The 16,312-nt window shown below is 44.5% G+C and carries 18 protein-coding genes and 2 riboswitches; of the genes, 8 read left to right on the forward strand and 10 right to left on the reverse strand.

Annotated elements, in window-relative coordinates:
- Positions 1-115: 115 nt before the first annotated feature.
- The 5 genes from CJU60_RS07980 to CJU60_RS08000 all read right to left on the reverse strand — a co-directional run bounded on the left by CJU60_RS07980 (position 116) and on the right by CJU60_RS08000 (position 3,666).
- Positions 116-253: a transcriptional regulator SplA domain-containing protein gene (locus CJU60_RS07980; RefSeq protein ID WP_003218541.1), complete on the reverse strand. Its 138-nt coding sequence runs from the start codon at positions 251-253 to the stop codon at positions 116-118.
- A 76-nt stretch (positions 254-329) separates the two neighbouring features.
- Positions 330-842, reverse strand: a complete 513-nt coding sequence (locus tag CJU60_RS07985; RefSeq protein WP_024121135.1) for a PepSY domain-containing protein — start codon at positions 840-842, stop codon at positions 330-332.
- A 92-nt stretch (positions 843-934) separates the two neighbouring features.
- Complete coding sequence (locus CJU60_RS07990; RefSeq protein ID WP_095713456.1) at positions 935-1,615, reverse strand: PepSY domain-containing protein; 681 nt, start codon at positions 1,613-1,615, stop codon at positions 935-937.
- Positions 1,612-2,976 (reverse strand): sensor histidine kinase, encoded by a 1,365-nt coding sequence (locus CJU60_RS07995; RefSeq protein WP_095713457.1) that lies wholly within the window; start codon positions 2,974-2,976, stop codon positions 1,612-1,614. The genes CJU60_RS07990 and CJU60_RS07995 overlap by 4 nt, the downstream gene beginning before the upstream one ends.
- 3 nt (positions 2,977-2,979) lie before the next feature.
- Entirely contained in the window at positions 2,980-3,666 is a 687-nt protein-coding gene (locus CJU60_RS08000) for a response regulator transcription factor (protein ID WP_095713458.1), read from the reverse strand.
- Positions 3,667-3,767: 101 nt separating this feature from the next.
- Positions 3,768-3,879, forward strand: a riboswitch (TPP riboswitch).
- Between the two features lie 95 nt (positions 3,880-3,974).
- On the opposite strand from CJU60_RS08000, the gene CJU60_RS08005 reads away from it, so the two are divergent.
- Genes CJU60_RS08005 through CJU60_RS08020 form a run of 4 tightly spaced genes read left to right on the forward strand, consistent with a single transcriptional unit; the run spans position 3,975 to position 7,545 of the window.
- Positions 3,975-4,580 (forward strand): YkoF family thiamine/hydroxymethylpyrimidine-binding protein, encoded by a 606-nt coding sequence (locus tag CJU60_RS08005; RefSeq protein ID WP_095713459.1) that lies wholly within the window; start codon positions 3,975-3,977, stop codon positions 4,578-4,580.
- Positions 4,577-5,176, forward strand: coding sequence for an ECF transporter S component (locus tag CJU60_RS08010; protein WP_095713460.1), 600 nt, complete (start codon positions 4,577-4,579; stop codon positions 5,174-5,176). The genes CJU60_RS08005 and CJU60_RS08010 overlap by 4 nt, the downstream gene beginning before the upstream one ends.
- Positions 5,163-6,806, forward strand: a complete 1,644-nt coding sequence (locus tag CJU60_RS08015; RefSeq protein WP_095713461.1) for an ABC transporter ATP-binding protein — start codon at positions 5,163-5,165, stop codon at positions 6,804-6,806. Before CJU60_RS08010 ends, CJU60_RS08015 begins: the two co-directional genes overlap by 14 nt.
- Positions 6,781-7,545: an energy-coupling factor transporter transmembrane component T family protein gene (locus CJU60_RS08020; protein ID WP_095713462.1), complete on the forward strand. Its 765-nt coding sequence runs from the start codon at positions 6,781-6,783 to the stop codon at positions 7,543-7,545. The genes CJU60_RS08015 and CJU60_RS08020 overlap by 26 nt, the downstream gene beginning before the upstream one ends.
- Positions 7,546-7,578: 33 nt before the next feature.
- Here CJU60_RS08020 and rsbRB read toward each other — a convergent pair whose 3' ends face one another.
- The gene (gene rsbRB, locus CJU60_RS08025; protein WP_024121127.1) at positions 7,579-8,412 is read right to left on the reverse strand and encodes an RsbT co-antagonist RsbRB; all 834 of its coding nucleotides are present in this window, start codon (positions 8,410-8,412) and stop codon (positions 7,579-7,581) included.
- A 222-nt stretch (positions 8,413-8,634) separates the two neighbouring features.
- Here rsbRB and isp point away from each other — a divergent pair, with 222 nt between their 5' ends.
- Entirely contained in the window at positions 8,635-9,594 is a 960-nt protein-coding gene (gene isp, locus CJU60_RS08030; RefSeq protein WP_024121126.1) for a serine protease Isp, read from the forward strand.
- 131 nt (positions 9,595-9,725) lie between these two features.
- Positions 9,726-9,881: riboswitch (SAM riboswitch) on the forward strand.
- Positions 9,882-10,009: 128 nt separating this feature from the next.
- On the forward strand, positions 10,010-12,298 hold the full coding sequence (gene metE, locus CJU60_RS08035) for a 5-methyltetrahydropteroyltriglutamate--homocysteine S-methyltransferase (RefSeq protein WP_095713463.1): 2,289 nt from the start codon (positions 10,010-10,012) through the stop codon (positions 12,296-12,298).
- A gap of 37 nt (positions 12,299-12,335) precedes the next feature.
- Here metE and CJU60_RS08040 read toward each other — a convergent pair whose 3' ends face one another.
- A complete protein-coding gene (locus CJU60_RS08040; RefSeq protein WP_095713464.1) occupies positions 12,336-12,962 on the reverse strand; it encodes a histidine phosphatase family protein in 627 nt (208 codons plus the stop codon).
- 130 nt (positions 12,963-13,092) lie between these two features.
- Between CJU60_RS08040 and guaD the strand changes: the two genes are divergently transcribed.
- Positions 13,093-13,563: a guanine deaminase gene (guaD, locus tag CJU60_RS08045; RefSeq protein ID WP_095713465.1), complete on the forward strand. Its 471-nt coding sequence runs from the start codon at positions 13,093-13,095 to the stop codon at positions 13,561-13,563.
- A 4-nt stretch (positions 13,564-13,567) separates the two neighbouring features.
- On the opposite strand, the gene CJU60_RS08050 is transcribed toward guaD, so the two are convergent.
- Both CJU60_RS08050 and ohrB read right to left on the reverse strand, forming a co-directional pair.
- Positions 13,568-14,671, reverse strand: a complete 1,104-nt coding sequence (locus CJU60_RS08050) for a glycosyltransferase family 2 protein (protein ID WP_095713466.1) — start codon at positions 14,669-14,671, stop codon at positions 13,568-13,570.
- 119 nt (positions 14,672-14,790) lie between these two features.
- A complete protein-coding gene (gene ohrB, locus CJU60_RS08055) occupies positions 14,791-15,201 on the reverse strand; it encodes an organic hydroperoxide resistance protein OhrB (RefSeq protein WP_095713467.1) in 411 nt (136 codons plus the stop codon).
- Positions 15,202-15,344: 143 nt separating this feature from the next.
- On the opposite strand from ohrB, the gene ohrR reads away from it, so the two are divergent.
- Positions 15,345-15,788 (forward strand): organic hydroperoxide resistance transcriptional regulator OhrR, encoded by a 444-nt coding sequence (ohrR, locus tag CJU60_RS08060; protein ID WP_095713468.1) that lies wholly within the window; start codon positions 15,345-15,347, stop codon positions 15,786-15,788.
- Positions 15,789-15,817: 29 nt separating this feature from the next.
- Here ohrR and CJU60_RS08065 read toward each other — a convergent pair whose 3' ends face one another.
- Entirely contained in the window at positions 15,818-16,243 is a 426-nt protein-coding gene (locus CJU60_RS08065) for an organic hydroperoxide resistance protein (RefSeq protein WP_095713469.1), read from the reverse strand.
- Positions 16,244-16,312 lie beyond the last annotated feature (69 nt).

Consider the following 16,312-nt stretch of genomic DNA (forward strand, 5'->3'; position numbering starts at 1 on the left):
TTCGTAATTGAATTGACACACTGAGATTACAGAAAAAAACAAGCTATGTCAACTTAAAAAAGTTATTTATGCGTTTACACCTCATCAGATGAAATAAAATAAGGGCCATAAGCCCTTATTCTGTTGTTTGCGTCTCATCATCTTCAGAAAGCAAATGATAGGTTTCATGAAGAAATAAGGCGTATTCCCCTTCCTTCGTCGGATGTGGAACATACTCAGCCTGATTGATGTATTGTTCTTCTTTCTTTTCCAAGCGCTTCGCCTCCTTTTCTTATTAGATTGTCCAAAAAGCGGCTCCGTTATCATGAAAAAACCCCGCGGGTGCGGGGTTAGTCGTCTAATTCCTGTTTCATAATACGTCCGTCCTTTGCAGAGATGTCAAATTCTGCTTCAGTCCCTTGTTTCGTTTGAACCTCAATTTCGTAGATATAAGCACCGTCGTCTTCATCCAGCTTGCTTTCTGTAACGGTTCCAGCTGTTTTCTTTAGAGCAATCTGTTCTGCTTCTTCTTTTGTCAAAACAACTTGCTCTTTTTTCTCTTTTAACGGGTCATTGAGCGCTTGTTTGGTCTTGATATCCACATAAACATCATAATCTTCACCGTCTTTTTCGATTTCAACTTCATAAGCTTCTTTGCCGTTATAGATGTCTCTGTCGATGTCATCCACTGTTCCGTCAACAACTGTTTTGGCAATGGACTCCGCTTCTTGTTCAGTAAGTCCGCCAGTTTCAGAAACAGACTGTGTTTGTTCATTATTTTCTTTCGCAAACGCGTTGTAGCTGAACCCTCCGGCCGCTAAACACCCTGCTAATAAGCCAATCATCCATCTTTTCTTCAGCATATGTGATTCCTCCCTTGTTCGTTATGAGTTCAGTTTACACACTCAACATGAAAGGAAAACGAGAGAAAGATGAGAATTTGATGAGAAAACCATTAGTCTTCATAGATAATATTAGAAACTTTGCCGGTATAGGCGTTTATTTTCACCGTAGCTTCCTTGTCATTCGGGAGATCAACATCTACTTCAAACAGGAGAGTGCCTTCGCTTTCTTCCAAATCGGCGTCATCCGCTTTTCCTCCAGCCTCACGCTCTGCAATGGCTTTTGCCTCTTTTTCCGAAATTGTTGTCTTTTGTTTGTCTTTGCTGCTGATTTTATCAGCGGACACCACCGCTTTTGTCTTCATATCTACCTTCACTTCGTATGTTTCCCCATTATTTTTTTGAATGGTATACGACGCAACTCCGTGTTTTCGCGTGTGTTGTTTGACGGTGCCCGGCACCCGCACCAGAGCGAGGTGCTCAGCTTCTTTTTCTGTCATCTCAGATGTGTTCGTCTTTTTCACTCTGTTCATTGACAATATGTCGCCCGATTTAGCATCAGCTTTTAGAAAATAAATTCCTTTTGGATTTTCCAGAGTCATATCATACGTTTTTTTATCATTGGATTGCGTCACTTTTGTGATGTCGCCTTCATAGGAGGTTTCTACTTTTTTTATGACTGCCTCCTTTGACAGCACGTCCTCATGGGTTTGCTGAATGATAAGAACCGCGCAGATGACAATGGCTAAAACGGCTGCCGCAGCAGCAGCTCCTGTTTTCATTCGTTTTATCATAGCGCTCCCCCATTCTGTTCTTTAAATTGCATCGTGACATTTGTTCCCTGTCCCGGTTTGCTTTTTACAGACAGGTCAATACCATGCTCATCGGCAATATGTTTGGCAATGGATAGACCTAAACCCGTTCCGCCTGTTTTGCGGTTACGCGCCTCATCCGCCCGGTAAAAACGTTCAAACAGGCGCGGGATATGATCTTCAGGTATGCCGATTCCTTCATCCCTTACGGACAAAAACGGACGTCTGTTATTGGTTCCTGCGGAAATCACAATGGCCTTGTCACTATACTTTATGGCATTATCAAGCAAAATCGTCAGCAGCTGCTTTATGCGTTCTTCATCTGCCGTTACAAGCAAATTCTCCTTGTCCGTCTCGAGAAGGATGTCGCGTTTATAAACCGGCTGGAGTGTTTGTATGACGGCGCGCGACACTTCGATCAGGTCAACCGTTTTCAGATCAAGCTCCAGTTCTTTATGGGTCTTGGCCAGCGTAAGCAGCTGATTGGTCAGTTTTTTCATATGGACCGCTTCTGAATGAATAGCTTCAATGGATTCCTCAAGCACTTCAGGCTTTTTTGCCCCCCAGCGTTTCATCAGATTGCTGTAGCTTTCAATAATGGTGAGCGGGGTTTTCAGCTCGTGTGAAGCGTCTTGGACGAATTGCTGCTGTTTATCGTAGTGCTCTTTCAGCATGCTCGCCATCTCATTAAAGGTCAGCCCCATTTGATACAGTTCGTCATGCGACTGTCCTTCCAGAGAAATTGTTTTGAATGCTTTTTCTCTTTGTATGTCTTTCATTGTTGTCACCAATTGTCTGATTGGATTGGTGATATGGCGGGCGAGTAAGCTGCCGGCAAAGAAGGAAGCGATACAGACAGCCGCGCTGGCCGCAATTAAGATGATTCTTAGCAGAAGAAGACTCTCTTCTGTATGCTCCAGCCTTTCCACGAGCTGAAGCGATACGACTTGTCCGTCTGTCCAAATGACCGGGACAGCTGCTGCTGCAAACAGTTTGCCTTCATGCTTTGTCACGTCTGTCGTTTCTCCGCTGTGAAAAGAAAGAGGGAAGTCTTTATATGCTTTTTCCTTTGTGATGGTCATGACGGCTTTCCGATCCGCACTCACTACCCGCACCATTCCATTTGCCGGAAGATAGGCCTGCAGCATATCCTGCAAAGCCACTCCTTGTGTTTCGGCGGTATGAAGAGCTTCGGCGATATTGTCCGTTTCATCGGCAAGACGGGCCGCATCCTTTGAGGTGAGTGCCGATGAAAAAATGAGATAGACCGCAGTATGAACCAATACTAATAAAATCAACAGCCAAATGGATGTATAAAGATGAATCTTTGTCTTCAGCTTCATCATTTACCCCTTAATGGTATAGCCGACCCCGCGTACGGTATGAATCAGCTGTTTTTCGTAAGGATAGTCCAATTTTTTTCTGATATATCTTATGTACACGTCGACGACATTTGTATCACCGATGTAATCAAACCCCCATACAGAGCTGAGAATTTGCTCTCTCGTCAGCACTTGCTGCGGATGCTTCAGCATATAGACGAGCAAATCAAATTCCCGGGGCGTTAATTCAACCTCTTTGTCTCCCCGTCTGACTTCACGTGTTTTCTCGTTCACCTGCAAATCGTCATATGTCAAAAATGTGCCGATATCCTCTGTTTTGCTTCCGGTTTGGCGGAGTGCCGCTCTGATTCTGGCAAGCAATTCTTCAATTTCAAACGGCTTGGTGATATAGTCATTCGCACCGATGTCAAGCCCCGTTACCTTATCTGGAACGCTGTCGCGGGCTGTTAATAAAATAACCGGTGTCTCTTGATCCGTTTTCCTCAGCCGACGCAGCACTTCAAGCCCGCTCAACCCTGGCAGCATGACATCGAGCAGCAATAGGGAATACGAACCTTCCGTGGCCGCGTTAAGTCCTTCAGAGCCATTATGTTTGATGGTGACGCTGTATCCTTCATATTCCAATTCAAGCTGAAGGACCCTCGCGATTTTTTCTTCATCTTCCACAATTAATATGTGCCCTTTTTCCAATTCCGATCATCCTCTCATGTTCCTATATGAAAAAAATGATTTCATTGTTTACAAAATGATTCTTATCATCTATTATGATGTCAAAATAAAAAATTGTATACGGAAAGCACTAGGGGTGCTGTTATGGCTGAGATAAAGCGCGCAAAAACGGGCTTTGATCCCTTATGACCCGATCTGGATAATACCAGCGTGGGGAAGTGCAGGTTGACCGAAAGGTGTATTTTTTCGTGCGCTTACTCGATCTATGACTGCATATTCCCTAAGAATATGCAGTTTTTTATTTTACCAAAAAACAGGAGGTCAGAGAAATGGACAACTTATGCGGTACAAGCAGAATCGCCGGATTTCGGTTCTCTTTATACCCGATGACAGATGATTTTATCAGTGTGATCAAGTCTGCGCTGAAAAAAACGGATACGTCAAAGGTTTGGACAAAGACCGATCATATCAGCACAGTTTTGCGCGGATCGATCGAGCATGTATTCGACGCCGCCAAAGCCATCTACCTGTATGCAGCAAATAGCGAAAAGCACATTGTCATGAACGGGACGTTTTCCATCGGCTGCCCCGGCGATACACAAGGAGATACATATCTGATAGCAGATGAAAAGCGTGTCAACGAAGAATCTGTTCACGACCTGAAAGCAGAGGCTCCTTGCCAATTTGCGCTTTATCCGATGAATGAGCCGAATTATATGGACATTATCATGAAAGCTGTTGAAATCGCTAAGGCTGACGGCACCTTTGTACAGGGTGTTCATTACGCAAGTGAGGTAGACGGAGATGCACACGACGTGTTCCGGACACTGGAAGCCGCTTTCCGCATGGCAAATCAGCAAACAGCCCATGTCACCATGACCGTGAACTTCTCGGCAAACAGTCCATCAAGAAAACAGAAAGCAGGGATAAAATGAAAAGCTGGAAAGTAAAAGAAATTGTCATCATGTCTGTTATCAGTATTGTTTTTGGCATTGTGTATTTAGTATTCACCCATTTCGGAAACGTACTTGCAGGGATGTTCGGGCCCATCGCTTATGAACCGATTTACGGCATTTGGTTTATCGTGTCGGTGATTGCCGCGTACATCATTCGTAAACCGGGCGCGGCCCTTGTTTCAGAAATCATCGCAGCTCTCGTTGAATGTTTGCTGGGAAATCCTTCAGGCCCGATGGTTATGGTTATCGGCATTGTTCAAGGTCTCGGAGCAGAAGCTGTATTTCTTGCGACACGCTGGAAAGCTTATTCCCTTCCTGTGCTGCTTCTGGCGGGTATGGGGTCTTCGGTGTCCAGCTTTATTTATGATTTCTTTGTTTCCGGTTATGCGGCGTACTCACCAGGCTATCTGCTCATTATGCTTGTGATCCGTCTCGTTTCAGGTGCGGTCCTGGCCGGCCTTCTCGGAAAAGCTGTCAGCGATTCTCTCGCATATACGGGTGTCTTAAACGGAATGGCACTCGGAAAGGAACTGAAAAAGAAACGGAAACGGGTATCAAATCATGCAAGCCTATAACAAGTTGCTTTCGGTTGACCGGCTTAGCTTTTCATATGAAGAAAACGAGAAACCGATTTTTCAGGATATAACGTTTGAGCTCCAAAAAGGAGAATGCGCTTTATTGTTAGGGCCGAGCGGGTGCGGAAAAAGCTCGCTTGCCCTCTGTTTAAACGGGCTTTACCCTGAAGCTTGCGACGGGATGCTGTCTGGGCATGTATTCTTATTTCAAAAGCCGATCACTGACGCTGAAACCTCTGAAACAATCGCTCAGCATGTCGGAGTCGTCTTTCAGGACCCTGATCAGCAGTTTTGTATGCTGACAGTAGAGGATGAAATCGCCTTTGGATTGGAAAATCTGCAAATCCCCCAAGAAGAAATGGTGAAGAAAATTGATGACGTTCTGGAAAAATTACACATCACTCATGTAAAGGAAAAAACGATTTCCACTCTGTCAGGGGGACTGAAGCAAAAAGTCGCGCTCGCCTGTATTTTGGCAATGGAGCCTGAGCTCATTATTCTGGATGAACCGACTTCCCTTTTAGACCCTTATTCAGCACGGGAATTCGTTCAAATGATCAAAGAGCTTCAGCAGGAAAAAGGCTTCGGCCTTCTCGTGATCGAACATCAGCTTGATGAGTGGGCGCCTTGGGTTGAAAGAACAATCGTACTGGATGGAGCAGGCAAGAAAGCCTTAGACGGGCCGACTAAGGATATGTTTCAGCATCACTCAAACATGTTAAGAACAATGGGAATCGCTGCGCCAAAAATTTGTGGCTTACAAGAAAACGTGAGCATACCGTTTACATTGTCAAAAGAAACGCTGTTCAAGGAACCCTTCCCTGCTGGGCCTGCTGAAGAAGCGGCGGTTCTTTCTGCTGAACACGCAGTGCAGGTCCAGAGCTTATCGTTTTCAAGAGGACAGCAGACCATTTTCAAAGACATCAGTTTTTCATTGCGTGCAGGCTCTTTGACGGCACTTGTCGGGCCAAACGGCACAGGAAAATCTACGCTGTTGTCTGTTCTCGCCCGTTTGCTCAAACCGAAAAGCGGCAAGATTCTTCTGCATGATAAGCCTCTGGAGTCTTACAAAGAAAAAGAGTTTCGCAAACAAATGGGATTGGTTTTCCAAAATCCAGAGCACCAGTTTGTGACTGACACAGTATATGATGAGCTGCTGTTCGGCCATGCGGCAAATGCCGAAACCGAGAAAAAAGCGCAGAACCTGCTGCAGCGTTTCGGCCTTGCACATTTGGCGGACCACCATCCGTTTGCGATCAGCCAAGGGCAAAAACGGCGGCTGAGTGTCGCCACAATGCTGATGCACGATGTAACGGTTTTGCTTTTAGACGAACCGACCTTTGGCCAAGACGCCAAAACAGCCGCTGAATGCATGGAAATGATTCAGCATATCCAGACAGAAGGCACCGCTGTCCTCATGATCACACACGATATGGAGCTTGTATCTTCATATGCTGACAGCGTGCTTGTGCTTCACGGCACACATTTGGCCTTTGACGGAACACCGGAACAATTATTTTCCAGGGAAGCCGAGCTCGTCCAAAAAGCAAAGCTCACCCTCCCCCTTCGATATGAATGGATGACATACCAGCAGGAGGTGCGTGATGAAGCAGCCGTTACATCTCATTAACCCGGCAGTAAAAGCAGCGGCGGTTTTTTGCTGTGTCGTCATGCTGTCGTTTATTTACAATCCTTACACACCGGCGTGCTTTTATATCATGATTGTTGCGGGAGTCTTGTTTGCGGCCAGAATACCGCTGAAAAAATGGCTTTTGTTCACGATTCCGTTTTTGATTTTAGCATTCGGCTGCGTATGGACAGCCGCTGTTTTCGGCAAGATTCCGACGACCGCAGATAATTTTCTGTTTCAAGCCGGCCCTTTTTCGATCAACAGTGAAAATGTGGCTGTCGGCATCTCGCTCGGGTTTCGGATTTTGTGCTTTTCTGCCTTATCAATGATGTTTGTTTTTACAACCGATCCGATTTTATTTATGCTGAGTCTTGTGCAGCAGTGCAAGCTGTCCCCGAAGCTTGCATACGGCGTCATTGCCGGATTTCGTTTTCTCCCTCTGTTAAAAGAGGAGGTCCAGCTGATCCAGCAGGCACATAAAATCCGAGGCGGAGCGGCGGAAAATGGCTTAAAAGAAAAAATAAGCGCGTTAAAGCGCTATACCATCCCGCTATTAGCAAGCGCGATCAGAAAAGCGGAACGAACAGCTCTTGCGATGGAATCAAAAGGATTCACAGGCAGCCGAAACCGGACGTATTACCGGTCGCTTACCGTCAGCCCGCGTGACTGGCTGTTCTTTTTCCTCATTCTCTTGTTATTCGCAGGATCTTTTCTTGTGTCTTTATGTTTTACCTCATAGAAAAAGCCGCTATGTTGAATAGCGGCTTTTTTATTATTGATGATAGTTCAATGCTTGGGCAAGATTGGTTTTAATATTAATGTTCGTAAAATCAATTCCAAGCTGTACAGCGGTTTGCGCAATTTCTGGTCTGATTCCAGACAATGTGGATCTGACACCGATTAAAGTAAGCGCCTCAATCAATTTAAAGATTTGGTGCGCCACCATTGTATCAACAACGACGACACCTGAAAGATCGATCAACAGATGCTCAACGCGTCTTTTCGCACATGCATTAAGCGTGTTCTCAAGAATAAACTTTGCCCGTTCAGTATCAATATCACCGACAAGCGGCAGCAGAGCTGTCGTTTTGCTCAGAGTAATGACAGGCGAGCTTAATTCCAGTATCATTTCTCTCTGGGCATTTAATTGCTGTTTTGCATTCGATTCAGCGTGATCGACGAATGTATAAATGGTAAAATCAAAAACTTTCACAATCAAATCGGCCCATTTTTGTTTCTCTCCCGGTCCAAATGCCGACTCGTTTTCTTCTGCGAACTTCTCAAAATACTTCGTATATAATCTTCGGTTTCTCATAAACTCACGGATGACGTATTGCACCGGGGTATCGAGATGTTTTTGATCATTCGTCAGCTCAATAACCCATTGTTGAAATTCATCGAGAAATTGTTTTTCCGGTAAAACATACATGTAATTCAGATGCCGGTAGAACTCTCTGTCCTGCTCTTTCAGCTCCTCGGTTACAGTTGCATTATGTAAGGCATAAATCGAATTCGGATCGCTTTCCTCCATTGTGTCAATCCATTCCTCGGCCATTTGTTCTACATGCTCAGAAAAAAACGCAAATATTTTTTCATTCAGTTTCATCACACTGCTCCTTTCCCAACTTCTATTATAACTTGACTGACAGCTGAATCCCAGCCATACACGCTAGAGACATCCATTATTTTGAAAATTACTAATCCATTGGATTGTATCCTATTTTTTCAAAATGCTTCAAACGACACTGTCCGAGCGGCTGCTTTTTTCATATAATGTGAGATAACACCCTTGTATCCACTTGCAAGCATAAAAAAGGAGGGCTTTTTTATGAATGGTGAAATCCGCTTGATCCCGTATGTGACGAATGAGCAGATCATGGATGTGAACGAGCTTCCTGAGGGTATTAAAGTGATTAAGGCGCCAGAAGTGTGGGCAAAAGGGGTTAAAGGCAAAGACGTAAAAATTGCTGTATTGGACACCGGCTGCGATACGAGCCATCCCGATTTGAAAAACCAAATCATCGGCGGCAAGAATTTCACAGATGATGACGGCGGCAAGGAAGATGCCATTTCCGACTACAACGGACACGGCACACACGTTGCCGGAACGATTGCGGCTAACGATTCAAACGGCGGCATCGCCGGAGTTGCGCCTGAGGCAAGCCTTTTAATTGTAAAGGTGCTTGGCGGTGAAAACGGCAGCGGAAAGTACGAATGGATTATTAACGGCATTAACTATGCTGTTGAGCAAAAGGCTGATATCATCTCAATGTCCCTTGGCGGACCGAGCGATGTGCCTGAACTGGAGGAAGCGGTCAAAAACGCCGTCAAAAACGGAGTGCTAGTCGTTTGTGCTGCGGGAAATGAGGGTGACGGCGACGAACGCACAGAGGAGCTTTCCTATCCTGCTGCGTATAATGATGTAATTGCGGTTGGATCTGTTTCAGTAGCGCGTGAATCGTCAGAATTTTCAAACGCAAATAAAGAGATTGATCTTGTTGCACCTGGTGAAAACATTTTATCCACTCTTCCCAACAAGAAATACGGGAAGCTTACCGGCACTTCAATGGCTGCCCCTCATGTCAGCGGAGCGCTTGCTTTAATTAAAAGCTTTGAAGAAGAATCTTTTCAAAGAGAGCTCTCTGAATCTGAGCTTTATGCGCAGCTGATCCGCAGGACACTTCCGCTCGATATCGCAAAAACATTGGCCGGGAATGGATTCCTGTATTTAACCGCTCCTGATGAGCTATCGGAGAAAGCAGAGCAGTCACATTTACTGACCCTATAATATTATTTTTCTCATATAATATATACTGTAATTTGTAAAAAAAATTTCAAAATCTTTGTTGACAATGAATTTGAATTGCTGTTAAGATTACCAACAAATGATTCAACTTTTCAAAAAATTAATAACATTTTCTCTTATCGAGAGTTGGGCGAGGGATTGGCCTTTTGACCCCAACAGCAACCGACCGTAATTCCATTGTGAAATGGGGCGCACTGATTTTCGCGCCGAGATTTATATCTCTTAAGGCACGGTGCTAATTCCATCAGATTGTTTCTGAGAGATGAGAGAGGCTGTATGTTTTGCAAAAAAGCCTCTTTCTCTCATGGGAAAGAGGCTTTTTAGTTGTGAGAAAACCTCTTAACAGCCTGTATCCGCGGGTCAACAAGAGTGTTTTACATATAAAGGAGGAGAAACAATGACAACAATCAAAACATCGAATTTAGGATTTCCAAGAATCGGACTGAACAGAGAATGGAAAAAATCGCTTGAAGCGTATTGGAAAGGAAACAGCGATAAAGATACGTTTTTGAAGCAAATCGATGAATTATTCTTATCCGCAGTGAAAACGCAAATTGACCAGCAGATTGATGTTGTGCCTGTTTCTGATTTCACACAGTATGATCATATTCTTGACACTGCGGTCAGTTTCAACTGGATCCCGCAACGCTTCAGACACCTGACTGACAGTACAGATACATACTTCGCCATCGCCCGCGGAATAAAAGACGCCGTATCAAGTGAAATGACAAAATGGTTTAATACAAACTACCATTACATCGTGCCGGAATATGACGAGAGCCTAGAGTTCCGCCTGACAAGAAACAAACAGCTTGAAGACTACCGCCGAATCAAACAGGAGTACGGCGTTGAAACAAAACCTGTTATCGTCGGCCCTTATACGTTCGTCACGCTTGCAAAAGGCTACGAGCCATCTGAAGCTAAAGCAATTCAAAAACGTCTCGTGCCGTTATATGTACAGCTTTTAAAAGAGCTTGAAGAAGAAGGCGTAAAATGGGTTCAAATTGATGAACCTGCGCTTGTCACCGCTTCAGCTGAGGATGTACGCGGCGTAAAAGAGTTATTCGAGAGCATCACAAATGAGCTTTCTTCCTTGAATGTACTTTTGCAAACGTATTTCGATTCTGTTGATGCTTATGAGGAGCTCATTTCTTATCCTGTACAGGGCATCGGGCTTGATTTCGTTCATGATAAAGGCAGAAACCTGGAACAGCTTAAGACACACGGCTTTCCGAAAGATAAAGTGCTGGCAGCCGGTGTCATAGACGGACGCAACATTTGGAAAGCGGATCTTGAAGAACGCCTGGATGCCGTGCTTCATATCCTCAGCATTGCACAGGTTGATGAACTGTGGATTCAGCCTTCCAGCAGCCTTCTTCATGTTCCGGTAGCGAAACACCCAGACGAGCATTTGGAACAGGATCTGCTGAACGGATTGTCCTACGCGAAAGAAAAACTGGCAGAGCTGACAGTTTTAAAAGAAGGCTTAGTATCAGGCAAAGCCGCCATCAGTGAACAAATTCAGCAAGCGAAAGGGGACATCAAAGCGCTCAAACAATTTGCAACAGGAGCTAATTCTGAACAAAAGAAAGAGCTTGAACAATTAAGCGATAAAGACTTCAAGCGCCCGATTCCGTTTGAAGAACGCTTAACCCTGCAAAATGAATCTCTCGGCCTCCCGCTTTTGCCGACAACAACAATCGGAAGCTTCCCGCAGTCTGCTGAAGTACGCAGCGCACGCCAAAAATGGCGGAAAAACGAGTGGTCTGATGAACAATACCAAAACTTTATCAACGCGGAGACGAAAAGATGGATTGATATTCAGGAGGAATTGGATCTTGATGTTCTTGTTCACGGTGAATTCGAACGGACAGACATGGTTGAATACTTTGGTGAAAAGCTGGCCGGCTTCGCCTTTACGAAGTACGCCTGGGTTCAATCATACGGTTCACGCTGTGTACGCCCGCCGGTCATTTATGGAGATGTAGAGTTTATTGAACCGATGACAGTGAAAGATACTGTATACGCTCAATCGTTAACATCCAAGCATGTAAAAGGAATGCTGACAGGTCCTGTTACGATTTTAAATTGGTCCTTCCCTCGGAACGATATCTCGAGAAAAGAAATCGCATTCCAAATCGGACTCGCCCTCCGCAAAGAAGTAAAAGCGCTTGAAGACGCGGGCATTCAAATCATTCAAGTCGATGAGCCAGCCCTGCGTGAAGGCCTTCCGTTAAAAACCCGTGATTGGGATGAATATTTGACTTGGGCTGCCGAAGCATTCAGATTAACAACCTCTTCCGTGAAAAATGAAACACAAATTCATACACATATGTGCTACAGCAACTTCGAAGACATCGTCGATACGATCAATGATCTTGACGCTGATGTCATTACGATCGAACACAGCAGAAGCCACGGAGGATTTTTGGATTACTTAAAAGAGCATCCGTATTTGAAAGGGCTCGGGCTTGGTGTTTATGACATTCACAGTCCACGTGTCCCGTCAACTGAAGAAATGTACAACATTATCGTTGATGCGCTTGCCGTATGTCCGACTGACCGTTTCTGGGTAAATCCTGACTGCGGTTTAAAAACAAGACAGCAGGAAGAAACAGTCGCAGCCTTAAAAAATATGGTTGAAGCGGCGAAACAGGCAAGAGCTAAGCAGACACAGCTTGTATAATACGAAAACCATCTGCAAATGCAGATGGTTTTTTCTTTTAGAAAACGGGAATCGGTTTTCGATGCTCCCCATCCCCTTCTTTTAGTATTTTGGCTGTTCCATTTTTATCAAATGCCACAAGGCTCAATGATGTATCATGTATGTAAGCAGAATTCCATATGTCATGAATGCCTCTTCCCTTTATGATATTTAACAGCATTAATATAAAGACAGAATGGGTAACCAGAAGAACATTCCCGGAAGAATGGCTGTCTAAAATCAATTGGAGAGCCAGCCTTGCCCGGCTTTCGAGGTCAAAAAACGTTTCACATCCCGGCTGGCGATATGCTTCAGGATGATGAAAATAAGCATGAAAAAGATCAGGTTCATCTCTTTCAATATCCTCTTGTTTTTTCCCTTCCCATGGCCCCAGCGACATTTCTCTGAATATACGATCTTTCACCAGCGGCAGGCGGCGCGGTCCCAATATAGCTTTTGCCGTCTCTTCTGTCCGCTTGCTCGGGCTGATGTAAACCTGATTGAATTTAATATCCTTCAGCCGTTCTCCAAGAGCTCGGGCATTGTACAGCCCAAGTTCTGTTACACCAGAATCCAGCCAGCCCTGCATTCTTTTTTCTACGTTCCAATGTGTCTGTCCATGCCTGGCGATATACAAATGCAGCATATACTCCCCTCCCTTTTTTCATCTTAGCAAATCCCCCAAATATTTTGTTTATTTTTCATTTTTTTGAGAATGTTTTTTGCACTTCTTTTCGGCTATACTTATATCATTCGATCGACTGGGAGGGTTTGGGATGAATCATGAAGCGTTTTTAAAGCGGGCTGTCGAGCTTGCACGTGAAGGAGTGAAAGCTGGAATCGGCGGGCCTTTCGGAGCCGTTATCGTGAAGGATGGAATTATTATAGCCGAGGGACAGAACAACGTCACTACAAGCAATGATCCGACTGCCCACGCGGAAGTGACTGCTATTCGAAACGCCTGTAAAGCGCTTGGGACATACCAGCTGGATGACTGCATGTTGTATACGAGCTGCGAGCCATGCCCAATGTGCTTAGGCGCCATCTACTGGGCCCGGCCGAAAGCCGTTTACTTTGCTGCTGAGCATACAGATGCTGCTGAAGCAGGATTTGATGATTCATTTATTTATGAAGAAATTGATAAACCTGCTGAAGAGAGAACGATCCCCTTTTATCACGTGACTCTTGCGGAGCATTTGTCTCCGTTCCAAGCATGGCGGGATGTTGACCATAAAAAAGAATATTAAAGGATCAGGCATGTGCGGCCTGATCCTTTGTTAATTCACTGAGCAGCTGCTGTGCCTGAGTACACCTCGGGTTTGCTTTCAGCGCTTTTTGCAAATATAAAACGGCTGTCATATGTTGATGCAATTCAGCGTGACAGACGCCCAGCCAGCAAAGGGATCGAAAATCAGCGGCTCCTTTAACCTGTACGTACTGATGGTTTTCACCTTGCGTTTGCAGACAGGATTCAAATGCTGTAATCGCTTCTCTGACTTTTTTAAGCTGATACTTCATTATCCCTTTGTAGTAGTAAAGGGTGCTGTAATCTGGATAATGCCGCAGTGCTTCATCAATATCCCGCTCAGCTTCTTCATACCGTTCAGAATCAATGAAGAGTTTAAACTTGATATAATATAAAACCGCTGGAGGAATTTGCTTTTTGCTGTTGCATTCATTTATGCACTTCATTGCCAGGCGGATGGCTTTGCTCTGTTCACCGCCTCTGTCGTACTCAGCTGCTTTCTGATAAATGAGAAGCGGGTCGGCATATGACGTCAATAATTCTGTATTCAATATGCTTAAATTACGTTTATGCTTACACTTTGCCTCCTGCTCCAGATAGCCGTAATGGTGAATAACACAAGGGAGAGAGAAAGCGCCGCTTGCCTCCTCACCCACGGGCTTTTCGCAAATTCTTCCCTTAAACGTTATCTTCCGCTGATTCCGTATCAGCCTGATCTGCATTTGTTCAAATGCTTCGTTTTCATCCCATTGCTTTCCCGTATAGTTTATAACCTTTACGTAACCAAGGGACTGCCTGCAGTCATTCAGCAGTGAACGCAATAAGCTTCCCGTATCCACGTCTAACTCTTCATCTGCATCCAAAATCAAAATCCACTCACCCTTGGCATGCTGTAAACTGATGTTTCTTGCCTGCGAATAATCCTGTGTCCATTGATGATGATAGACCTGAGCATGAAAACTTCTGCAAATTTCTACGGTTTGATCGTTTGATCCGGTATCAACGACAATGATTTCATCAGCAATATGCTGCACGCTTTCTAAACAGCGGACAATATGACGTTCTTCATTTTTGACAATCATACAAACTGACAGCTTCGGTCTTTTCATTCGCTCACCTTTTCTCTAGTCTGAATCCACCTATACTACATGTATTCACACTTCGAAAAGATCATAACCAATCCGTTCATATCAAAAAAACATCCTGAGAACTCTCAGGATGCTGCAAATTATTTTAATTCCAATTTTACATCAACATTTCCTCTTGTCGCTTTAGAATAAGGACAAAATTCATGAGCAGCCTCGACAAGCTCTTGGGCTTTATCCCGATCCAATCCCTTTGTATTGACGACAAGTGTGACTCCGATTTTAAAGCCGCCGTCACTTTCATCCTTCATGAGGCTGACCTGTCCTTCTATTTCTGAATCAATGTCAATATTTTGTTCTTTGGCCACGTGTTCAAGCGCGCCGCCAAAGCATGCTGCATAGCCTGCAGCAAAGAGCTGTTCCGGGTTTGTTCCGGTTTGTCCTTCTTTTTTTGCATTGGGCATGACAATGTCAAAATCGAGAACCCCGTCATCTGATTGAATATGTCCTGAACGTCCACCGCGAGCAGTGGCTTTTGCTGTAAATAATGCCATTTGTTTTCAGCCTCCTTATTTGTCTTTAGTTGTTATATTTCCCATACACATCTTTTTAAACATGTTTTGTTTGCCGAGAATAGGAAAAGTGGTGATTTTCAGCTACAATAGTATGTAATGTCAGAAAGAGTTGGTGAACACAGATGCAAAATGGATTTGATCATATGAAATTAGAGAATCAGCTTTGTTTTTTGCTTTATGCGAGTTCGCGGGAAATGACAAAGCAGTACAAGCCGCTGCTTGAAAAGCTGAATGTGACATACCCTCAATATTTGGCTTTGCTTTTATTGTGGGAACACGAAACACTTTCCGTCAAAAAAATGGGCGAGCTTCTGTATTTGGATTCCGGAACGCTGACACCGATGCTGAAACGGATGGAGCAGCAGGACTTGATTACCAGAAAAAGATCTGAAGAGGATGAGCGGTTGGTGATGATCAGCCTGACAGAGAACGGAACGTTATTAAAAGAAAAAGCGGCTGATATTCCGGGAACGATTCTGGGACTCTCAGGCCAGTCCGGCGAGGAATTAAAACACTTAAAATCGGCTCTATATACATTGCTTGAAACGCTGCACCAAAAAAAATGAGGATGCCCTATGTGAGGCATCCTCATTTTTTATTCAGCGACTTCCAATGTGACATCGATATTGCCGGATGTTGCTTTTGAATAAGGGCAGACACCGTGCGCTTTTTGCACAAGTGCCTGTAATTCTGTTGCACTGACTCCTTTTCCTTTCACCTGCAGCGTCACACCCAGTTTGTAGCCCTGATCTGCTTCATCCTTTAACAGGCTGACATGCGCTGTAACCTCCGTCTCCACTTTCACTCGTTCTGTTCTTGCTACAAGCTGAAGTGCGCTGTCAAAGCAAGCTGCGTAACCTGCCGCAAACAGCTGCTCCGGATTTGTCGCTTTTTCTAATTTCTTTGCTCTCGGTGTTCCCGGCATTGCGACATCGAGCTCGAGAACGCGGTCTGATGAAATTACCTTTCCTTCTCTTCCTCCTACGGCTGAAACAGACGCTGTAAATAATGGCTGACTCATTTTTGTATCCCCCTAAATATATTTTATACAATTAAATTGTACACAATCTAATTTGCGGTGTCAATTTTT

This window comes from Bacillus sp. 7705b (assembly GCF_002289525.1).
Lineage (GTDB): Bacteria > Bacillota > Bacilli > Bacillales > Bacillaceae > Bacillus > Bacillus halotolerans.